The following is an 18,925-nucleotide window of genomic DNA, read 5'->3' on the forward strand; positions in this document are numbered from 1 at the left end:
GCATTCAGCATGTTGTTCATAAAGTCTGGCGGGATATAGCCAGGTTGCTGGTTCATTTTCTCCAGCTCTCCGTGTATGTATTTCGTTTTAAGGTCATCGTAAACACAGCCGCAGATAGCGGTGGTTCCACCACCGGATTTACAGCCGCGGATAAATTCACGTTCATTTTTATCGCCACAGCCGTTGAGGATGAAAGCCGCAAGCAGGAGGCCAGGAAGTAACGGAGCGAAGCGCTCCTTATGGAAGGGGGGCATTATTGTGTCCTTACGAGTCAGAAGGGGGAGGGCGGATGGCGGTTTAAGACCATCCCCTTCCCTGAAACCCCTTAAAATAGGAGGCATTTTGAGGGGAGTAAAATGGTTATTACCGATCGAAACTGAAGAATTGATCGCTATAATCTATAGATTTAAGTGATCAATGGTTGTATTTTGATTGTTTATGGCTATCAATATATTGCATTCGATCGTTTTAGCAGATCGATTCACCAGGCTGGAGGCAACTTTTAAAAATGACCTGCGCCAGGTGCAAAAGAAGAACCCTGTTTATCTGTTCTGTATGGTGATATGGGTTTGAAATAAATTTGAATGTTTAAGGCAATTCTCAGGCAGAGGGGGCGCAAAATGAATACATGACCGGATTTTCACAGACGGAAATATGACTTATTGATAAGATAAAATTTCTTTTATTACTCATATTATTCGATTTTCATTTACACTTTCTTCTGTTTTTATATGGATTGCGGTTTTTGTCAGTTTTTATTTTTCAGATGTAGGGGATGTCCACTTCTCCTTTTGCTAAAACCCGCTGGGAAAAGGGAAATCACAGCCGGTCAGGGGCTGTATTTTAACTGCAATGCAGGTGTTAGTGCTTACGCTCAGTCAGGTATCGGTGACATTCATTACACAGACCTGGAGAAGCGTAAGGTGTTACAGAAGGTTATCAGTTATCTTGCTAAAGTTGATACCGCTGTGCGTTTGAGTCTACCTGAGGGGGCGAGGACATTTGGGCGTGGCGAATGTCTTTTACTGAAAGGGGGAAAGCCAGGGAGGCCTAGGGGAAAAGTATAATTATGTGTATTAGTTCGGATTTGCTCTGACACAGAGCCGGACCCAATCTGACAGTCCTCTGTGTGCCAGAAGCGGACGTTGCAAACCTGATGGGGAATTAGTTAGCAATGGGCATGTTAGCGAGGAGTTTAACAAGACGTTTTCTCACTTCCTTATAACCGTTGCTTTCATAAAACTTGTGCGCTCTGACTCTTCTTTCACTGCTTGAAAGCTCAATCTGAGAACATCCCTTATCCAGGGCGATTCTCTCAGCGGCGATGAGAAGTTTCCGACCGATTCCTGCCCCTCGCGACGATTCATCTATGACCAGAGCTGAAATTAATGCCCATAAGCCGTCTTCATGAACAGGCGTGATAAAATTCACCACAATAACCCCATAGAGTTCCTTTTCTGATTCAGCAACCAGGATACTAAGATTGGTATTCGTCTGATTAATATGTTGTTTTAAGCGTTCAGCATCTGTCTGATAGCCCAATTGTAAAAAAAGTTTGTTCAAAGACGGTATATCTTTTAATTCGGGTGCCCTAATTAAGGTCATTGCCATTACCTTCTGCAGAAGAGTTGAGTAAAAATATCCAAATTTCGCTAAAGTAGCCAAGACAGATAGTCGCTCGCAGCGGACCTTCAGCTCAGTTAACTTTTCACTCCGTGCCAGGAGCGGACTGTTCAGCAACATATTGCTGAATGAATTTAACATGTATATAGGCAATCAAAAATCGTTAACAGATTAACAAAGACAAGCAGAGACCTGCCGGTTCCAGCCCGAAAAAGCTGAATCACTAATCTTCATCCTCCAGATCGGGTTCGATAAAGACGGATAATTTCCCCCCCTTACGCTCCTGGAAACCTCTGATGATGCGTACTGCCTGCAGATGCTCAAGAATTGATATCACGCGTTCTCTGTTTGCAACAGCAATTGTTGCCTGGGTTCGATTGATGAATACATTCCTCAATTCATCTTCGCCCAGCTGATGACAAAGCCCGGCCAGCTGATGTTTATTCAGGCCTGTTACTATAAATCGCGTAAACAGCATGACTTTAAATTCTTCATTACTGGTGCTGTTAAATACCAACAGCAGGACATCTATTCTGTGGAGGAGATGCGCCAGCGGGCCGTGACCGGCGACGAGCGACAATGGTCGTCCGAAGGGTTGCTGGATGCAGTACTGCCGGGTCACGGCGGGGAAATTGCGCCGGTCATTGGCTTTGGCATTTCTCAGGATCGCCACAGCGTGCCGCCAATCATTCAGCCGCACGGATTCTCAGTGGAGTGGCTGCGCATTCAGGCTGAGCATCAGTTAGGGCGTCATTTGTGTCCGGACATTCAGGTGCTTATGGTCTTTAAAGGCACGCTGGAGATCACCTGGAATCAGGCGGGGGAAGAGGTGAGCGTCATTGCCCCGGAACGTTCAGTCGTATCGATTCCAGCCAACAGCTGGCGCCGCTACCGTGCAGTGGGGGCTGGTGTAGAATGTATTCTCACCACCCAAGGCGATCATCGCAAACGTCTGTACTGGGACGAGACTATTTTACAGCGGGCCAAAGAGGTTAATCGTGGCCTCGATCCTGATGGCTATGTCAGTAAGCTTGATATCCTGCCGGTGACTGCCCGTCGGGCTGGTAGCAGAGTAGAGCGTTTGTTCGAAGAAGAAAGCTGAAGGCTGTAGAGCAGGGCTGGAGCACGTTGTCCAGCCCTTTGCTATTAGCGAAAGCTGGATTTATCTGTCAGCGTAAAAGATAACTACCGAATTTACCATGAGTATCAGACAGGCCAGCAGGACGTTATTGTTGTGCAGAACGTTGTTTCGTTACCAGCCGGATAAGCGGTGTGATGATCCGTTGCTCCAGGTGCTGACTGAGCTGGCCGGGTGCTACCCGCGGTATGGTTTTAAGAAGCAGTTCAGTTGCTGTGTAGGCAGGGTAACTCCTGGAACCATAAACGCGTTCACCGCATTTACTGACGCCCTTCTAAGAGTCAAGCCGTTATCGGAATACTGTTGACCTGCCTGTTTTGATTACGCAGTAGCGAATAGACTTCACGTGAGATATAGCGCTTCAGGCATCGGATTGCTTCCATTTTTGTATGCCCCTCGGCTACTCGTCTGGCAACATATTCCTTTGTTTTTGCATCAGTTCGTAAACGTCCGATAGCGATGATGTGAAGTGCACTATTTGCAGCACGATCTCCACCCCGATTAAGTCGATAACGATTCGTTTTTCCAGAAGAGACAGGAACCGGGCTGACACCACACAGTGCTGCAAAACCTGATTCGGATCTTAACCGTTGGGGATTGTCTCCGGCAGTGATCAGCAACTGCGAAGCGCTTTCGTATCCAATAGCATTACGTTTAATCAGTTCAGGTGCCAGTTCATCGACAATTGCCGCAATCATGACATCCAGATCAGCGATTTCGTCATGTAACTCGAGATAGCGTCGGGCAAGGGACTTTAATGAAATGCGATAAACGTTGGTAACATTGCGGTATTCACTGGCATCAGGTCTCCAGGATCCCAGAGTCCTGATGAGCTGCATGCGAGTCATATTTCTGAGCTGTTCACGTAATTCATCCGGTGCAGAGATAATATTGGAATGTATAATCTGTAGAGCAACTCTTTGGGCCGATATCGCTGTTTTGCGGCAAGTTTTTAACACCCGAAGAGACTCAATCATGCCATTGCGCGTTTTGGGTGTGACGGTTCTTATTCCCGAGAATGCGGCATGAGCAGCACACTCAGCATCAATCGTGTCACTTTTACCCCGTTTGCGTCGTTCCATTCGGTCTGGAGCGGTCACTTCAAGAACTTCTAACCCGGCATTCTGCAAATAGCGAAGCAGACCTGATCCATAGGTGCCTGTACACTCAACACCAATTCGCTTTAATGCCCCAAATGAGGTCATCCATGCCAGCATCTGCCGGTAACCTTGTCGTGTTGTGGCGAAATACTGGGTCCCTAGGACTTTATTGTTCTGATCAACGACAGCGGCAACGTGCAGATCTTTATGTGTGTCCACGCCACCCACAACGGCAGCTTCGGTAACTTTATCAGCCATGACAGAGCTCCTGTGAGGAAACAGAGTTGAATCTCCAGACAGATAACCCGGACAGGACAGTAACGAGACAAGCCGTCAGGCCCTTCTTGAGTCACGCGCACCGGTGAGGAGATGCCTCGCATGAAGGCACTTCCGGCAACCGACGGGTCCAGGGCAGGACACAAAAGGTCGATCGCTGTGTGAGTCAGGATGCGGGAAGGTCTTCACTGCATCAGTAATCACACCAATCGGGTTAAACGGCAAACTGAGTGGTGGTAAAGACTGACACCGGTATTATTACTATCGCTATGTACGATAACCTCGCCGTCCGGTTTTCGACGCCACACGGCCATCATCAGAGCGTCCAGCGCGAGTTCGCGAGAGAGAGTGGGCTTCATCGACCAGCCAACCACGTTACGGGCGAAGAGATCGATAACCACCGCCAGATACAGCCAGCCCTGCCAGGTGCGGATATAAGTAATATCGGTGACCCAGACCTGATTGGCCCGGACAACGGTAAACTGCCGCTGCACACGATTAGGCGCAACCACTGAAGGTCTGCCAGCGATACGACGCGGCGCTTTATAGCCGCGCACGGCTTTAATCCGGTTCAGTTGCATAATACGGCCCACCCGGTTTTTACCGCAGATTTCCCCGATTTCGTTCAGGTCGCCATGAACCCGGCGGTAACCGTATACACCTCCGCTCAGTGAATAGGAGTCACGGATAAGCGTCAGCAGACGCTGGTTATCTTTATCCCGCGCGGAGACCGGGTTATGCAGCCACGCATAAAACCCGGCCCGGGCAACGCACAACACCCGACACATCGTCATGACACCCCATACAGTGCGGTGCTCATTGATAAAGCGGTACTTCAGTCGGGCTCCCTTGCAAAGTACCGCGCGGCCTTTTTCAGTATGTCCCGTTCTTCCTCAGTGCGCTTCAGTTGGGCCCTGAGCTTCAGGATCTCGCTTTTCGCTTCCAGTAAATCACGGGCATGCTGCTCGCTGTTATCGGGTTTAATAGCCCGTAACCACTTATAGAGACTGTGTGCTGAAACGCCCAGCCGGTCAGAAACTTCGGCGACGGAATAACCGCGTTCCGTTATCTGACGGACGGCTTCTTCCTTAAATTCAGGTGTAAATCGTGGTGTGCCCATACGCTCCTCCTTGTATCTCGAAAGTGGATTACTATGAACTGGCTTAGATTTGGCAAGGTCTGTGTAGTCCGATTCCTCCCGGGGTTATTGAAACCCGTAGCATAGCGATTGACGCACAGGCTGAGCCGTTCATCTGAAGCCCGAACAGTTGTCCGAACTTCAAATCGTATTTGCAAGGAGGGGTATAGATGAGCGTGTCAAATCAACGTTGTGCAGGTATAGATGTTTCAAAAGGTACTCTGGATATTGCAATCAGCAATAATACCAGCCAGTTCACTGTACCAAATGGAAGTGACGGTTTTACTCAAGTTATCGGAGAATTAAAGCGAAATGAGACAAGATTGATCCTCATGGAAGCAACAGGAGGGCTGGAGTCAGGTGTAGCTTGCCATCTTCAATCAGAAGGCTTTGACGTTGTTGTCATTAACCCCCGTCAGGCTCGAGATTTTGCCCGTGCAATGGGCTATCTTGCGAAGACGGATCGTATTGATGCCAGAGTATTGCTTCAGATGTCTGAAGTGATTAACCAGCACCCGGAACGGGAAAAATACATCCGTCCCTTGCCTGATGCACACAGGCAGATTCTGGCAGCGATGGTGGTCAGGCGCAGACAACTAACAATCATGCTTACAGCCGAACGAAACCGATTACATCCTTCGCATCCTCAGAGTTATGAAAGCATCAAATCAATTATTTCGGCACTGAAGGGTGAGCTGGCTCGCATTGAAGGTGAAATGGCGATTCACATCAAGGACCATTTCAGTGAGTTATCTGATCTACTGAGTGCAGTTAAAGGTGTTGGGGCTGCGACTGTTGCTGTATTGCTGGCTGAAGTTCCTGAGCTTGGTTCGCTCTCTCGACGTGAAATTAGCGCTCTTATTGGGGTTGCTCCAGTAAACAGGGATTCCGGCACGATGCGCGGTCGCCGAACAGTATTCGGAGGGCGAGCTTCCGTCCGTACAGCTCTCTATATGTCAGCTCTGGTTGGGACGAGGCACAACCCAGTAATAAAAGAGTTCTATACACGCCTGGTTGCCGCAGGAAAGCCCAAAAAAGTTGCACTGACGGCCTGCATCAGAAAATTGCTGACCATCCTGAACGCAATGCTGAAAAAGAATGAAGCATGGGATCCGATGTATCACCAGCATGCTTCGTAGTCGCGCTCGAAAGACAGTTGCTATGCTTAAACTATAGGGCAGGATCGTCTACCGGGGCGGGGTCAGTCCATAAATGACTCTGAGGTGTCTGTTAAACCGGTGGCGATTCATATTACAGTATGATAAGAAGCTTTATCTGCTTGAAGATAATGAAGAAAACCGGCATTTTCAGTGGAAGTACTGGAAGTATCAAAAAGCTCTTAAAAACAGCCAGTCAGTTGCTTAACTGACTGGCATTACCCATAACTGAGCAATATTTTAGGCTGAACATCAGCTTAGATACTCAATTACTTCTTCTTGCTTTTAGCGGCTGTTGACGGGGCCTTTTTGGTATTGTCGGCTGCTGTTTTTGCCGCTTTTACCGCAGGGGTCGGGGCTTTCGTGCCGGTCGCGGTTAAAAACTTCTCGTAATACTCCAGCGCCAGTTTGCGAATGGCCTTACCGATGTTGGCATAATCATATTCATTGAGGTTCGCCAGAGACACACGCCAGGATGGATGCGGGGTGCCAAAGCCTTTGCCCGGCAGCAAAATCACCCCGGTTTCCTGCGCCAGACGGAACAGAACCTCGTTTGGTTTCATCTGCCCCATGATCCATTTAACGTAGTCAGGGCCATACATTTCACCGGCGAGCTCTTCCAGATCCAGCAGATGATAGTAGCGCACGGAGTTAGGATCGTAAGGCATCGGCAGCCCCAGCTCCCGGTACAGCGCTTCTTTACGGCGCAGGACAATCCGTTTCATTTCATCTTTATAGGCGTCAGGCTCATCCATCAGGCAGAACAGAGAGAACAGCGTCATCTGCGCCTGCACCGGCGTGGAGAGACCAGCGGTATGATTCAGCGCCACGGTACGGCTGTCAGCCACCAGACGGTCAATAAACTTGAGGCTGTGCGGCGCGGTGGTAATCGAGGCATAGCGCGCATCAAGCTGCTTTTTCTTGGCTTCTGGCAGCGCGGCAATCGCCGCATCGATAATGTTGTTCTCATGGGTCGCCACAATCCCCATACGCCACCCGGTTGCCCCGAAGTATTTCGAGAAGGAGTACACGAGGATAGTGTTGAACGGACAAATGGCAAACAGTGAAACAAAGTCATCAGCGAAGGTGGCGTACACATCATCGGTCAGGATGATCAGGTCAGGACGTTTTTTGACAATTTCTGCAATGTAACGCAGCGTATCGTCATCAATTTTCACTGACGGCGGGTTGCTTGGGTTAACGAGGAAGAACGCTTTGACCTTCGGATCCAGCAGCTTATCCAGCTCTTCGTGGGTAAACTGCCACTTATTGGACTGCGGCGCATCGATATGGACCGTTTTCAGGTTGTAATCGCTGAGCTCAGGAATTTCGATATACGGCGTGAAGATAGGCATACCCAACGCAATGGTGTCGCCTTCATTAATCACATGGTTAGCTTTCAGGCTGGCAAACAGATAGGTCATTGCCGCCGTGCCGCCTTCCAGCGCGTACATGTCGAAATTGCCGACAAACGGGTAGGTGCCGATCATTTCTTTATGAATGTATTTGCCGACAATCACTTCGCTCAGTTTGAGCATGCGGTCCGGTACCGGATAATTACAGCCCAGAATGGCTTCGCACATTTCATAGATGAAATCGCCGGCATTCAGCCCCATCTGGTCGCGTACATAGGAGACGGCAGCCTCGATGAAACGCACCCCGGGGATGCTCTCATGCTGTTTCGCAAAAAGCTCAAACCGGGCCTCGATGCCTTCGCGCTGCGGGAACCCGCCCACATGATCCATGTACATATAGGATCGTTCCGCTTCCGTCATGGCGAACAGACCAAACTGGAAAAATCCATGACGCGGGGTGGTAGCCAAAAAGTTAGGGTTACCACGGCCTGCGTTTAACATCAGCTGATTACTTTGTTCCGCCTGTTGCATCAGGGCATCTTTTAGTTCAAAGGGGCTCAACAGCGCAAGCTTTTCCGGATCGCTAAAATTCATGTCACTACTCCTTTATGCATTACTGATAACGCAGAATACTCTCCCGGCTCATACCGGGAAGAGCGACCTGTTAGATAAAATTTTTTAAACCAGGGCGATAACCAGCGGCCCTAACAAGGTTAAAAAGACGTTTGCCAGGGCATAGGTGATGGCAAACGGGACGGTAGGAATGGTGTTTTCCGCTTTATCGAGAATTTCACCAAATGCCGGGTTGGCGCTGCGCGTGCCGCTCAATGCCCCCGCGAAGATGGCGGTGTTGTCGTAACGGAGCACGTAACGGCCAAAGATCATGGTTAACACCAGCGGCAGAATGGTGACGACGACGCCGATCAGCAGGATTTTAATCCCCTGACTTTCAACGGTTTGTACCGCCTGCAGTCCGGAGGAGATCCCGACCACTACCACGAATGCGGCCAGACCCAGATCTTTGAGGATCTGAACGGCACCGGAAGGCATGTAGCCAAAGGATTGTCTGCGGGAACGGAACCAGCCAAACAGCAGACCTGAGAGCAACGCGCCGCCACCGCTTCCCAGCGTCAGTGGGATAGATCCGACTTTGGCGGTCAGCAGCCCCAGCAGCAAACCCACTACCAGACCGGTGCCCATATAGACGAAATCGGTTTTGGCGCTCGGAACGATGGCATGGCCAATCTGGTCGATCACACGTTTCACATCGTGTTCAGCACCAAAAATGGTCGCCACGTCACCAACGGACAGGACGGTGTCAGGATCCAGACCCAGCGCTTTACCCTGACGGGAGATTTGTGACACATACACGCCATGCTTAACGTCACGCGCCACGGCATCACGAATATCGCCGAACGTCCGTTTGTCGAGAGACTTGTTGGTGATCACCACATCGCGACGCTGCATGGTCAGCTCCATGCCTTCCACGTCGTGCAATTCTTTACCCAGCAGCGCGGCGGCGGTAACAACGGCAGGGCGTTTACCGACTACCAGCACGATGTCGCCAGGCTGCAACTGCATCTCCGGGCTGGGCTCAAGCACCTGTTTGTCGCGCTTAACGCGTTCGATGGTGATCGCCACTTCCGTAATCTGTTCCAGTGCTTCGACCGTGGTCGACGTATTGGCAGGCAGTTGGAAGATTCGACCCACCAGGTCAGGCGCGGCGGCTTCTTGCCCCGGGCCAAAAACCTGCACACCGGCCTGCATCGCACTTTCGGCTTTCAGCGCGTCTTCTTTGATACTGCGGCCCATGAATTTTGGCAGCAAGTTCACACACACCAGAATCGCACCCAGCGAACCAAAGACGTACGTCACTGCGTAACCGATGGCGACGTTACCCTGAAGGCGCTGGACTTCATCCGCGGCGAGGCCGAGTTTGGTAATCGCGTCACCTGCTGTACCAATAATGGCTGATTGCGTCAACGCACCGGCAGCGACCCCTGCGGCCAGGCCTTTATCCAGATCAAACATCCTCGCCAGCACCACCACCGTTAGCAAACCGGTGATCGCCAGCACCGCAGCGAGAATAATCTCTTTGATCGACTGTTTGCCCAGCGAGCGAAAGAAGTCTGGCCCGCTTTCATAGCCCACAGCGTAGATAAACAGGGCAAACATGACCGATTTCACGCCCGGATCGATCTGCACCCCAACCTGGCTGACTAGCACCGCGACCAGCAGCGATCCGGCAACACCGCCCAACTGAAACTTACCAAACTTGATTTTGCCGAGGTAATACCCGGCGGCAATCGAGAGAAACAACGCAATTTCAGGTGATTTGTGGAACAAATCGTGTAACCAGTTCATGGATCCACCTCAGTAACATGGGGAGAAAGTCTGGCCGCTAAATCTACTGTAGCGAGCTGGCCAGCCCGACAATCAACGGCCCCATCAGGGGCAGAACAACATTGGAAATTGCGTATGTGATCGTGTAGCCCAACAGCGGTGTGGAATTACCGCAGGCATTTTGAATCGCGCTTAACGCGGGAGTACTGCACTGTTGTCCGGCAATCGCCCCCAGCAACACCGGGGCGCTGAGCTTGAGCCATAAGTGGCCCACTAAAAGCGAAACCGTGGCCGGGAGAACCGCAATCGCGATGCCCAGCAGTGGTAAGGTCAATCCATACTGCTTAATCAGGGTCAGGGCCTGAGGCCCGGAGGAGAGCCCGACTGCGGCAATAAAACCGGCCAGACCCAAATCTTTCAGCAGCGCCAGCGCGTCGGCGTTGACCGAGTGCAGATCCGCACGACGGGCGTGATACCAGCCCAGAACCAGGCCGACAATCAGTACGCCGCCGCCGGTACCTGCGGAGAAGGGGATCCCCCCAATTTTGAGCGTGAAGCTGCCAAGCCAGGTCCCTAACGCGATGGCCAGCCCGGCAATGCCGAGATTGCTGGCCAGTTTGTCAGGCATCAGTTTGCCGAAGGTGTTGATGACCGGCGCAGAACTGCGCGACCCGGTTGGGTTGGCATCGTAGATTTGCAGAATGTCATTCAGCTGCAGCTGGGTCGCAGGCAGTGCGGGCACAATGGCATCGCCGCGACGGATTGCCGCCACATGCACCCCAGCCGGTAATTTCAGCGTACGCAGTGGCGCGTTCGCCATCTCATTGGCCAACAGCACAACATCATAGGTTTCCAACGCGGTGGTCAGCGAGTTGGTCTCGGTCATTTCACTGCCAAGCAGCGCCGAAGTTTCAATCATCGACCCCCGGTAGCCAACCAGCAGAACCTGGTCGCCGCGGTGTAGTTTGAGCATCGGCGACAGGTCTAGGGTGCGGCCATGCCGCTGCACGCGAACAATGCTGCAATCCTGACCCAGCCGTTCCTGAATGGCCGACACGCGATTTCCCGCACCGGCGTCGACCCGATACGCGCGTCCCACCACCGTGGGTGCGGCTGAAACGCCTTCGCTTTCAAGTCTTCCGCCCATGTGCACCCACAGCTTATCTGCCTCATCCCGCAGGTTGACGCGCAGCAGCAAGGGGAAGAGCTGGCTGGTCACAATCACGATAGTGATCAGGCCGCAGATGTAAGTGATGGAATAGGCCGTCACCACGTTTCCCTGCAGGCGGGTAATTTCCGAGGCCGGCAACGCCAGCCGTGAAATGGCATCCGTCGCGGTTCCCACCACCGCAGATTCGGTGGCTGCGCCCGCCATCATCCCGGCGGCCGTTCCCGGATCCAGATGCATAGCGGCCGTTGCCGCCAGCACAAGTGCCAGCACCACCACCACTTCAATCAGGCAGAAAAGACCGAGCTGGATCCCTTTGGCGTTGAGATTGGCAAAAAATTGCGGGCCGCCGCTGTAACCCAACGCAAAGATGAACAGCATGAAGAAAATGTTTTTGATGTCAGATGCGACCTGAATATTCAGCTGTCCAATCAGCAGCGCGGCTATAAGAGTGCCGCAGACGCCACCGAGCTGGATCGATCCCAGTCGAATCTGGCCGATGGCGTAACCAATAGCCAGCGCCAGGAACATAGCCAGTCCTGGTACGGTCTGTAACGCCTCGGTAATAAACGCGAGCAAAGAACTAAACATTCGACACCCTAGGTCAATCGACGCCAACGAAAAATTTTAGAATGCATCCTTTGCAATCGCAGTAAGATAAATAACTTACGGGTCCAATTGAAATGTAGTAGAGATATTCCACAACCGACAAAAATATTTTTCGGTTCATAACCACTTTTATCTCATGGATATATGCGGCGTATGGAGGGGTTATTCAGGTACATCCAACTCACGGGAAGTCCGCTATCGCCGTATGGATTTACTCTTAGGTTTATTCCGGCGTTGACGTTCAGCATTCGCACAATATTAAAATGTTATGCCGCCTGTAAATTTATTTTTTTAGACTCTGTCATTATTATTTTCGGTTTGTCGTAAATGGGCGAATTGTTGATTTTAAACTTTTGCTTTGCCACGGGGCCGCCTGCGTTGTCAGGGGATGCGTGATCTGAGCCCTCAACTCAGCAAAAGTACGATTTATTCAACAAAGCCGTCTGATAATACTTTTTGCGTTTAAAAAGGCCCTCCTTCGGGATTCAGGAGGGCTTCTTTTCAGCCACGTCTCCGGAAGATGGGTTATCAGGAGAAAGTGTTATCCATTGTTTTCAAAGTGAAAAGTGCGGGATTCCGACGACAGGAACGCCGATTCCCGCAATCCGATCACGGAGTCCGACGGATGGCCAAACTTGGCCGGAACAATTCGGAAAGTGCGATCGGATTAAATCGGAATCAATGATCGGTTTGGGTCGGAATATGCAAGCAGCCCGTGAATAGACAGTGGGGCCCTGAATGTTATTTTCCAGGGAAGAGGAATGTCAGATTCATTCGAAGCCCCCAGCCTTCAGGGCCTCGTGTATCATCCGTCACCGCCCAGTAACGTACGCCGGTACCCACCTGGATAATCTGGTCACCGATTTTCAACACCTGATTCACCATCAGGTTTACCGGCACGCTCCACTGATTATCTCGCCAGTCATAGGTTGATTCCGTATTCATTGCCACAGAAGTAGCGGTCGGCCAGGTGTAACTGACGAAGGGCTGAAGAAGTGTCTGACTGGTATGTGAACGATTGCTGCGGCCCGCATAATCCCAGACGTGATTGACCAAACCGCCATACGTCCATGGGCCTTCCTGTTTTAAAAGAATGGCCGTTGGTCCCGCTCCCCAGCTTTTAGTTGAGAGGTCTGTTCCGCTCGGAATGGTCAGAACAGGGCCCAGCCCCCAGATATAGCCATTCGACGTCCGTTTTTTAGGGGAGTACCAGAAACTTTGCGTGATATCGCCGACGGCGGTTTGTATCCCGCTGCCTGGTGACGTATTGCGCTCACTAATGACGGGAAGGATGGTTCGACTGATAACAATGGCGTCATCCGAAAAATCAATGGGCATGACGGGCTGGATATTAAGGAGATTTCGTGCCCCTTTATTAGAGCCGAAATCCTGATCATAGTCATACTGAAACGGAACACTGATGAGATTAGAGATAGGATTGTTAAGTTTTTTAGCCAGTTCTTCACTATTTTCTGCAGCAAAAACATGCATCGAGGAACACAGTGTTGCGATAATAACGGCTAGCTTTTTTATATTTTTCATTAAATTTCCCGTAAGAGATATAGGCATGTTTACATGAGTCTAGTTATTCGCGGTGATATCATCAAGGCGACGACTGGAGATAATTCCATGAAATACCTGTGCTTATATTGTGCCTATATCAAGCCAGTTACTATCAGGTAATATGTTAAGGGCTTGCCATAACATTCTGGAATCCCTATCAATAATTTCGTTTTCATCGGCTGGAAACCTGAATACAAAATCAATTGTGATGTCCGCGAGTGACGTAATTTACAGTTATTCAGGAGCGCGGCACCAGTCGACTGAAGCCGCTAAGAAACTGTCCGCTCAGCCATCTTCACATCAGTGTCGCTCTGGTAAGAGTGCAGAATGCTCATACTTTCGCCATAGTTTGATGCATCGACAACGGCGAAGACCTTAAAAGTAAAACCCGGCAAACTTCACGTCCCGGGTTGTATAATCAGAACTGATAGCTGTAGTTGACGCTTGCAAACCACAGGTACGGATGGTCATAGCTGCCGGAGAAAACCTCAGGCGAAGCCACTTTCGACGACTGCATATGCAGATATTCCACCGCAAAGCCAACGTTGCTGGCAGGCGTCAGCTGGTACTGCGCACCGGTCCCGAAGCGCCACTCATCACCGGTCGGCAGCGTCATCGCCACATCACTTTGTGAGTGGTATGGGGTGCTGTCGAAAGCCACACCTGCATTAAGACGCCATAACTCCGTTGGACGGTACTGCACGCCCACCGCGGTGTGCCAGGTGTCTTTCAGGCGGTTGGTTTTACTCATCTGCTGTCCGTTGACTTGAATCTGCGGCGCACCAAACTGGCTCCAGTCCTGCCAGCCTAAATCGCCCATCACCGACCACTGCTTGTCGATATCATGCACTAGGCTGAACATCAGCGACTGCGGCGCATTCACCTGTGCAGTAATCGGCAGATCGTAGTTACCCTGAGGCAGATGCGCTTTACCGTTGATACTGAAATCGTAATCCGTTTTGCTGTTCCAGGTAATACCGGCGCGGGTCTGATCGGTCAGTTGCATCAACAGACCCAGGCGATAGCTTGCCGCCCAGTCATGATCTTTCTGCTTTTCATCATTACCGTTCATGTCGCGCGTCAGGCTGAGGAAGCCATAGTTGGCGTTGACGGAGGCACCGACAGACACTTTATCGCTGAGCTTATAGGCCAGAGACGGGCTGACGGTCAGCGCCAGCAGGCTGCTTTTTTTGATTAAGCGATCGCCTGCCCAGTTTCCGAAATCGATACCCAGGCCGAAGTTGCCATACATACCAATCCCGGCGTACAGATTATCGTTAATTTTCTGGCTGTAGAACGCGCTACCGTTAGGCATGAAATCCAGCACATTGCCCGGGCTTTTACGTTTATCGTTATCGAGTTGATAATCAATATTGCCGCCCAGCCCCTGTAATCCACCGGTAATCATATGGTCCGGTAAACGCGTCATCCCGGCCGGGTTGGTGGCGATGGTTGACGCATCTTGCGCACGCGCAGCCTGACCGGCTCCCGCGAGTGCCGTGTCTTCAGTGCCAATTTCATAGAAATAGAGTGCGCTGGCATGTGCAAGCGATGAGCAAAGCAATCCAGAGCATACGAGGGCGATTTTTTTCATTTGCCACCTGCAAAAATAAGCATTTATGCATTGTTATTAGTAAAAAGAGCATAGTTATCTGCGGTGGATTTGCCACTCTAGAAATACAGATAACCTCTTCATTTTGGTAAGCGTCCACCGAGAACCGTATTGACGAAGGTGACTCCACAGGTAGATCGATACCCTTTCATCTCAGTGACCTGAAAAGAAGAACAGCCAGATGTTTTGTCTTCGATGCTTCAGCCGATGTTCGAACACGGTTCCATTATCAGGACTAATATGGCTTGAACAGAAGGTTCCCTCCTCGGGTTTACATTTAAACCCAAATTAACTCACCACCCCATGTAGATTTGACTATCCTTTTCAGTAAGTTCGTCTAATTATACTGGAAATATTATGAAGAAAATTCTTTGCGTTAGTGTCCTTGCTTTGTTCGTCAGTAACGCCTGGGCGGCTTCGCCTCTCAGCCTGGATAAAGCCCGTGAACTGGAAACCTCATTGCCAGGCAATACAAATGTGAGTGTCACACCAGAGAACTATGCTTTCGCAGAACTTGATGTTTCGATGAATGCGGAAGTTAAGCATGGTGCAACCAATACCTTCTACCATCACAGAATGCCGATGGAAATCGACAAGCAACCTGCTGTGTTGATGAATCGTGACACACTGTATTCTTTTGCCATTATCGATGCTTCCCACGGTGCAACAGTACATGTTCCGAAGGGGGATGGCCGCTACATCTCGTTGCACATCATGGATCACGACCATACGACCGAGCATGTCTACTATGGTGCGGGTGACTACAAGATTGATCCTGCCAGGGCGACTAATTTCGTTGTACTGAATATCCGTACTCAGGTTAACCCTAACGATCCAAAAGACATCGAAAAAGCGCATCAAATCCAGGACCAGTACAAAGTCACCTTCCCTGAGGGTTACACACCAAAGGCATTTAAAGCGACTGACTGGAACAAAGCTGAACTGAAAAAACTGCAAACGCACTATCGTCAGCTAGCTGATAAACGTGGTGTAAGCAAAACAATGGGCGCACGTGGTGAATATCCGCAAGAAGATGTAAATATCGGAGCCGCAGTCGCCACGGGTTTATTGCCTGATAATGCAGCTTGGTATTCCTTTAACACCTATAAAGTCAGTAAGGATGTTTGTTACACCGCGACCTATGCAGTGCCGGGTATGGCAAAGCCTGACCTCGGATTCTACTCGATGACTATCTACGGTGATGATCTTTATCTGCACACAGAGAAAGGTTCAAGCTTGTCCAATAAAGAGCTGAAGCTGAATCCAGATGGAAAGACGTTCACGATGCATTACGGTACAGTGAAGACTTGCGGGAATAATGCGGAAAACCTGTTAATTGCGCCAACGGATAACTGGACGCTGGCATTGCGCGTTTACTTCCCGACGCAGGACATTCAGGACAATACATATAAGCTGCCTGAACCAAAACCCGTTAAATAACGTTCAGTATTAACCCAAAGGCGGCGATTTCCGCCTTATTAAACAGGGAAAGACAGATGAAAAAATTAACATGCTCTGTTGCGATTGCGGCAGCACTTCTGACCAGTACAGGTGTATTTGCTGTAGATACGGGTGTGAAACCGGATGGTGATGCCACCGCGACTAACCCATCATTTACAGCTAAAGATGGCGTTAAAGTTACCATGGATAACGTTATCCGTGCAGAAACAGCGAAATATTTTGCAGCGGAAACCCTTGATTCGGGCGGGAATAAGTTTCGTCATGAACGAAAAGGGATCGATCTGAAAAATCAAACCGTCATTCGTTCAAACTTTGATCTGGTTTATTCATATGGTGTCTTCGACACCAAAGAAGGTTTAACCGTTTCGGTTCCACCTTATGACCTCTATCAAAGTGTTCATATCTTCGATGAAGACCATTTCACTATTGCTGTGGTTTATCCGGGCCAGACGGTGACTATCAAACCTTCTGATTTGACGTATGGTCGATTTGTTTATCTCTTCATGCGCACACAACCGCGCAGCCTTGATGCGAAGGGCACTGCGGAAATGAACAAACGCCAGGACTCGGTAAAAGTCAGCTTTGGTGGAACCCCGGAACCCTACAAAAGTGAAGTGAAGTATGATGTTGATTCATTCAACAAATTGCGCACTGAACTGGTAAAACGTGGTCCGAAAGAAGCCGTTATCTACAAAGGTTTTGTCTCTAAAGGTGACAAGCCTATCACTCCGCAATATCAACTGGTGAACATCGGTGGTTGGGGTGGGTTGCCAGCGAAACATGCATTTTACTGGGTTGTCGCTCCGGCAGATGAAGGCGCGAAGAACGCGCAGTGTAGTTCCACGACTATTAAACCGTTACCTGTCCAGTATGACAAAAATGGTTACTGGTCGCTGACGGTCTACAATGCCGAAGGCTGGGTAAAAACCGATCATTTTGTCATTAACTCGCACAACGCAAAAGCAAACAAAGATGGAAGTTACACCCTGCATTTCAACTGCGGCGATAATGCGGTAAATAATTTCCAGACCACTAAAAACTGGAATGCCCTGATGCGTGCTTATCTACCTGATTCTGTGGATTCAATTCTGAAATATTCGCAGGATATGCAGAAAAACCATCCAGTGGTATCGCAACCGCAATAGAACTTAGCTCATGAAGGAAGATCGGCCCGCGTAGTTGATCTTCCTTATCTGTCAGCAGCACAAGAAATCTGACAACATATATTGCCATTGTTTTGGCTATGGACGTTCAGGATTCTTAAGAATAATGACTTACTTTCAGGGATTAATATGAAGAAAACACTTGGATTTGGCACACTGGCTTTACTTGCAAGCAGTACCTGGGCTGCTGATGGTGGTGGAAATGCCGCACAGGCCAACAACCCGCTTGCTAACATGACTGCGTTTAACATGCAGAACTACTATATTGGCAATGTGAGCGGAACTGATAAGGATGCCAACCAGTTCTGGTTCCGGTATGCGACACCGTTTTCATTAGGCGACAGCAAATGGCTTCTGCGTGCATCATTGCCAGTTAATACCTATCCAGCCCCACCAACTGGAGGCCATCAGACAGGTGTCGGTGATCTTAATCTCTTTGCTTCCTGGCTTATAGACACTGGAAACCCGGCTGTAAGTTTTGGTTTTGGCCCACAGGTAACACTACCCACCGCATCAGAAGATGCACTCGGTACGGGTAAAACCTCCGCAGGGCTGGTCAACGTCCTGTTTGACGCCAGTAATCCAAAGTTCCAGTATGGTTATCTCGCATCATGGCAACATAGCGTAGGGGGTGAGGGTGATCGCGCGGATGTAAATCTGGCGACATTCCAGCCGTTTATGTTCTATCAGTTGGGTGGCGGCACCTATTTACGTTCAGCCCCAATTTGGGCCTATAACCTCCACAACGACGATTACAGCGTTCCGCTGGGGCTTGGTATCGGTCAGGTGATTAAAGATCAAAAAACAGTGTATAACTTCTTTATTGAACCTCAGGGGAGTATTGCAGATCGTGGCCCTGGACAACCTCGCTGGCAAATTTTTGCTGGACTTAACCTGCAATTCCTCAACTAGCATATAAGACTGTTATTTGGGGAAATACGTCCAAATTTTCCTCTACAACAGCAAGCAAAGTCGGCGCTAACGATGTGTGCTATTCAGCAGGTAGCGTGATGCGCCATGGCAGCAATTCGCTGACCCGATTGACCGGCCAGTCGGCTATGACGCAAACACATAACGGAGGTAGCTTTCTGGATCCACACCGTTCAGTTTGCATGTACCGATCAGGCTATACAGCAACGCTCCACGCTCACACCGTGGTCAGAGCCGAAGAACAACCAGATGGTATGACCTTTATATAATAACTTTAACATCGGTGTAT

13 protein-coding genes and 3 pseudogenes are annotated in these 18,925 nt (G+C 50.0%); 6 read left to right on the top strand and 10 right to left on the bottom strand.

The annotated features are described in order from the left end of the window. Positions 1 to 1,164: 1,164 nt before the first annotated feature. Together ACMYSP_RS19385 and ACMYSP_RS19390 are read right to left on the bottom strand one after the other, a co-directional pair. Positions 1,165 to 1,605: a GNAT family N-acetyltransferase gene (locus ACMYSP_RS19385; RefSeq protein ID WP_069476558.1), complete on the bottom strand. Its 441-nt coding sequence runs from the start codon at positions 1,603 to 1,605 to the stop codon at positions 1,165 to 1,167. Positions 1,606 to 1,846: 241 nt separating this feature from the next. Further along, complete coding sequence (locus ACMYSP_RS19390; RefSeq protein ID WP_434583656.1) at positions 1,847 to 2,101, bottom strand: hypothetical protein; 255 nt, start codon at positions 2,099 to 2,101, stop codon at positions 1,847 to 1,849. Positions 2,102 to 2,167: 66 nt separating this feature from the next. Between ACMYSP_RS19390 and ACMYSP_RS19395 the strand changes: the two genes are divergently transcribed. Continuing rightward, entirely contained in the window at positions 2,168 to 2,725 is a 558-nt protein-coding gene (locus tag ACMYSP_RS19395) for a hypothetical protein (protein WP_434583657.1), read from the top strand. 79 nt (positions 2,726 to 2,804) lie between these two features. Next, positions 2,805 to 3,025 (top strand): annotated as a pseudogene (locus tag ACMYSP_RS19400) (IS3 family transposase); the annotation flags it as partial. A gap of 17 nt (positions 3,026 to 3,042) precedes the next feature. Here the strand turns inward: ACMYSP_RS19400 and ACMYSP_RS19405 are convergent. Both ACMYSP_RS19405 and ACMYSP_RS19410 read right to left on the bottom strand, forming a co-directional pair. Next, positions 3,043 to 4,119 (bottom strand): IS110 family transposase, encoded by a 1,077-nt coding sequence (locus ACMYSP_RS19405; protein ID WP_434583659.1) that lies wholly within the window; start codon positions 4,117 to 4,119, stop codon positions 3,043 to 3,045. A 224-nt stretch (positions 4,120 to 4,343) separates the two neighbouring features. After that, a pseudogene (locus ACMYSP_RS19410) lies at positions 4,344 to 5,257 on the bottom strand (IS3 family transposase); the annotation flags it as partial. 188 nt (positions 5,258 to 5,445) lie between these two features. Between ACMYSP_RS19410 and ACMYSP_RS19415 the strand changes: the two are divergent. Continuing rightward, positions 5,446 to 6,414: an IS110 family transposase gene (locus tag ACMYSP_RS19415; protein WP_434583660.1), complete on the top strand. Its 969-nt coding sequence runs from the start codon at positions 5,446 to 5,448 to the stop codon at positions 6,412 to 6,414. Between the two features lie 287 nt (positions 6,415 to 6,701). Here ACMYSP_RS19415 and ACMYSP_RS19420 read toward each other — a convergent pair whose 3' ends face one another. The 5 genes from ACMYSP_RS19420 to ACMYSP_RS19440 form a co-directional block, all read right to left on the bottom strand. Next, positions 6,702 to 8,381: a bifunctional aspartate transaminase/aspartate 4-decarboxylase gene (locus ACMYSP_RS19420; protein WP_434583661.1), complete on the bottom strand. Its 1,680-nt coding sequence runs from the start codon at positions 8,379 to 8,381 to the stop codon at positions 6,702 to 6,704. Positions 8,382 to 8,465: 84 nt separating this feature from the next. Further along, positions 8,466 to 10,151, bottom strand: a complete 1,686-nt coding sequence (gene aspT, locus ACMYSP_RS19425; protein ID WP_434583662.1) for an aspartate-alanine antiporter — start codon at positions 10,149 to 10,151, stop codon at positions 8,466 to 8,468. A 43-nt stretch (positions 10,152 to 10,194) separates the two neighbouring features. Then, positions 10,195 to 11,889 carry an aspartate-alanine antiporter gene (aspT, locus tag ACMYSP_RS19430; RefSeq protein WP_434583663.1) on the bottom strand — a complete coding sequence of 565 codons (1,695 nt, stop codon included), beginning with the start codon at positions 11,887 to 11,889 and terminating at the stop codon, positions 10,195 to 10,197. 759 nt (positions 11,890 to 12,648) lie between these two features. Further along, positions 12,649 to 13,449, bottom strand: a complete 801-nt coding sequence (locus ACMYSP_RS19435) for a hypothetical protein (RefSeq protein WP_434583665.1) — start codon at positions 13,447 to 13,449, stop codon at positions 12,649 to 12,651. A gap of 439 nt (positions 13,450 to 13,888) precedes the next feature. Further along, a complete protein-coding gene (locus ACMYSP_RS19440) occupies positions 13,889 to 15,064 on the bottom strand; it encodes an OmpP1/FadL family transporter (RefSeq protein ID WP_434583666.1) in 1,176 nt (391 codons plus the stop codon). A gap of 375 nt (positions 15,065 to 15,439) precedes the next feature. Here ACMYSP_RS19440 and ACMYSP_RS19445 point away from each other — a divergent pair, with 375 nt between their 5' ends. The 3 genes from ACMYSP_RS19445 (at position 15,440) to ACMYSP_RS19455 (ending at position 18,618) form a co-directional block, all read left to right on the top strand. Beyond that, positions 15,440 to 16,522 (top strand): DUF1254 domain-containing protein, encoded by a 1,083-nt coding sequence (locus tag ACMYSP_RS19445; RefSeq protein ID WP_434583667.1) that lies wholly within the window; start codon positions 15,440 to 15,442, stop codon positions 16,520 to 16,522. Between the two features lie 56 nt (positions 16,523 to 16,578). Next, a complete protein-coding gene (locus ACMYSP_RS19450; protein WP_434583668.1) occupies positions 16,579 to 17,688 on the top strand; it encodes a DUF1214 domain-containing protein in 1,110 nt (369 codons plus the stop codon). Positions 17,689 to 17,835: 147 nt separating this feature from the next. Then, complete coding sequence (locus ACMYSP_RS19455; RefSeq protein ID WP_434583670.1) at positions 17,836 to 18,618, top strand: hypothetical protein; 783 nt, start codon at positions 17,836 to 17,838, stop codon at positions 18,616 to 18,618. Between the two features lie 79 nt (positions 18,619 to 18,697). Here ACMYSP_RS19455 and ACMYSP_RS19460 read toward each other — a convergent pair. After that, positions 18,698 to 18,887 (bottom strand): annotated as a pseudogene (locus ACMYSP_RS19460) (transposase domain-containing protein); the annotation flags it as partial. Positions 18,888 to 18,925 lie beyond the last annotated feature (38 nt).

Source organism: Klebsiella sp. R390 (assembly GCF_051131745.1).
In the GTDB taxonomy this organism is placed as follows: domain Bacteria; phylum Pseudomonadota; class Gammaproteobacteria; order Enterobacterales; family Enterobacteriaceae; genus Klebsiella.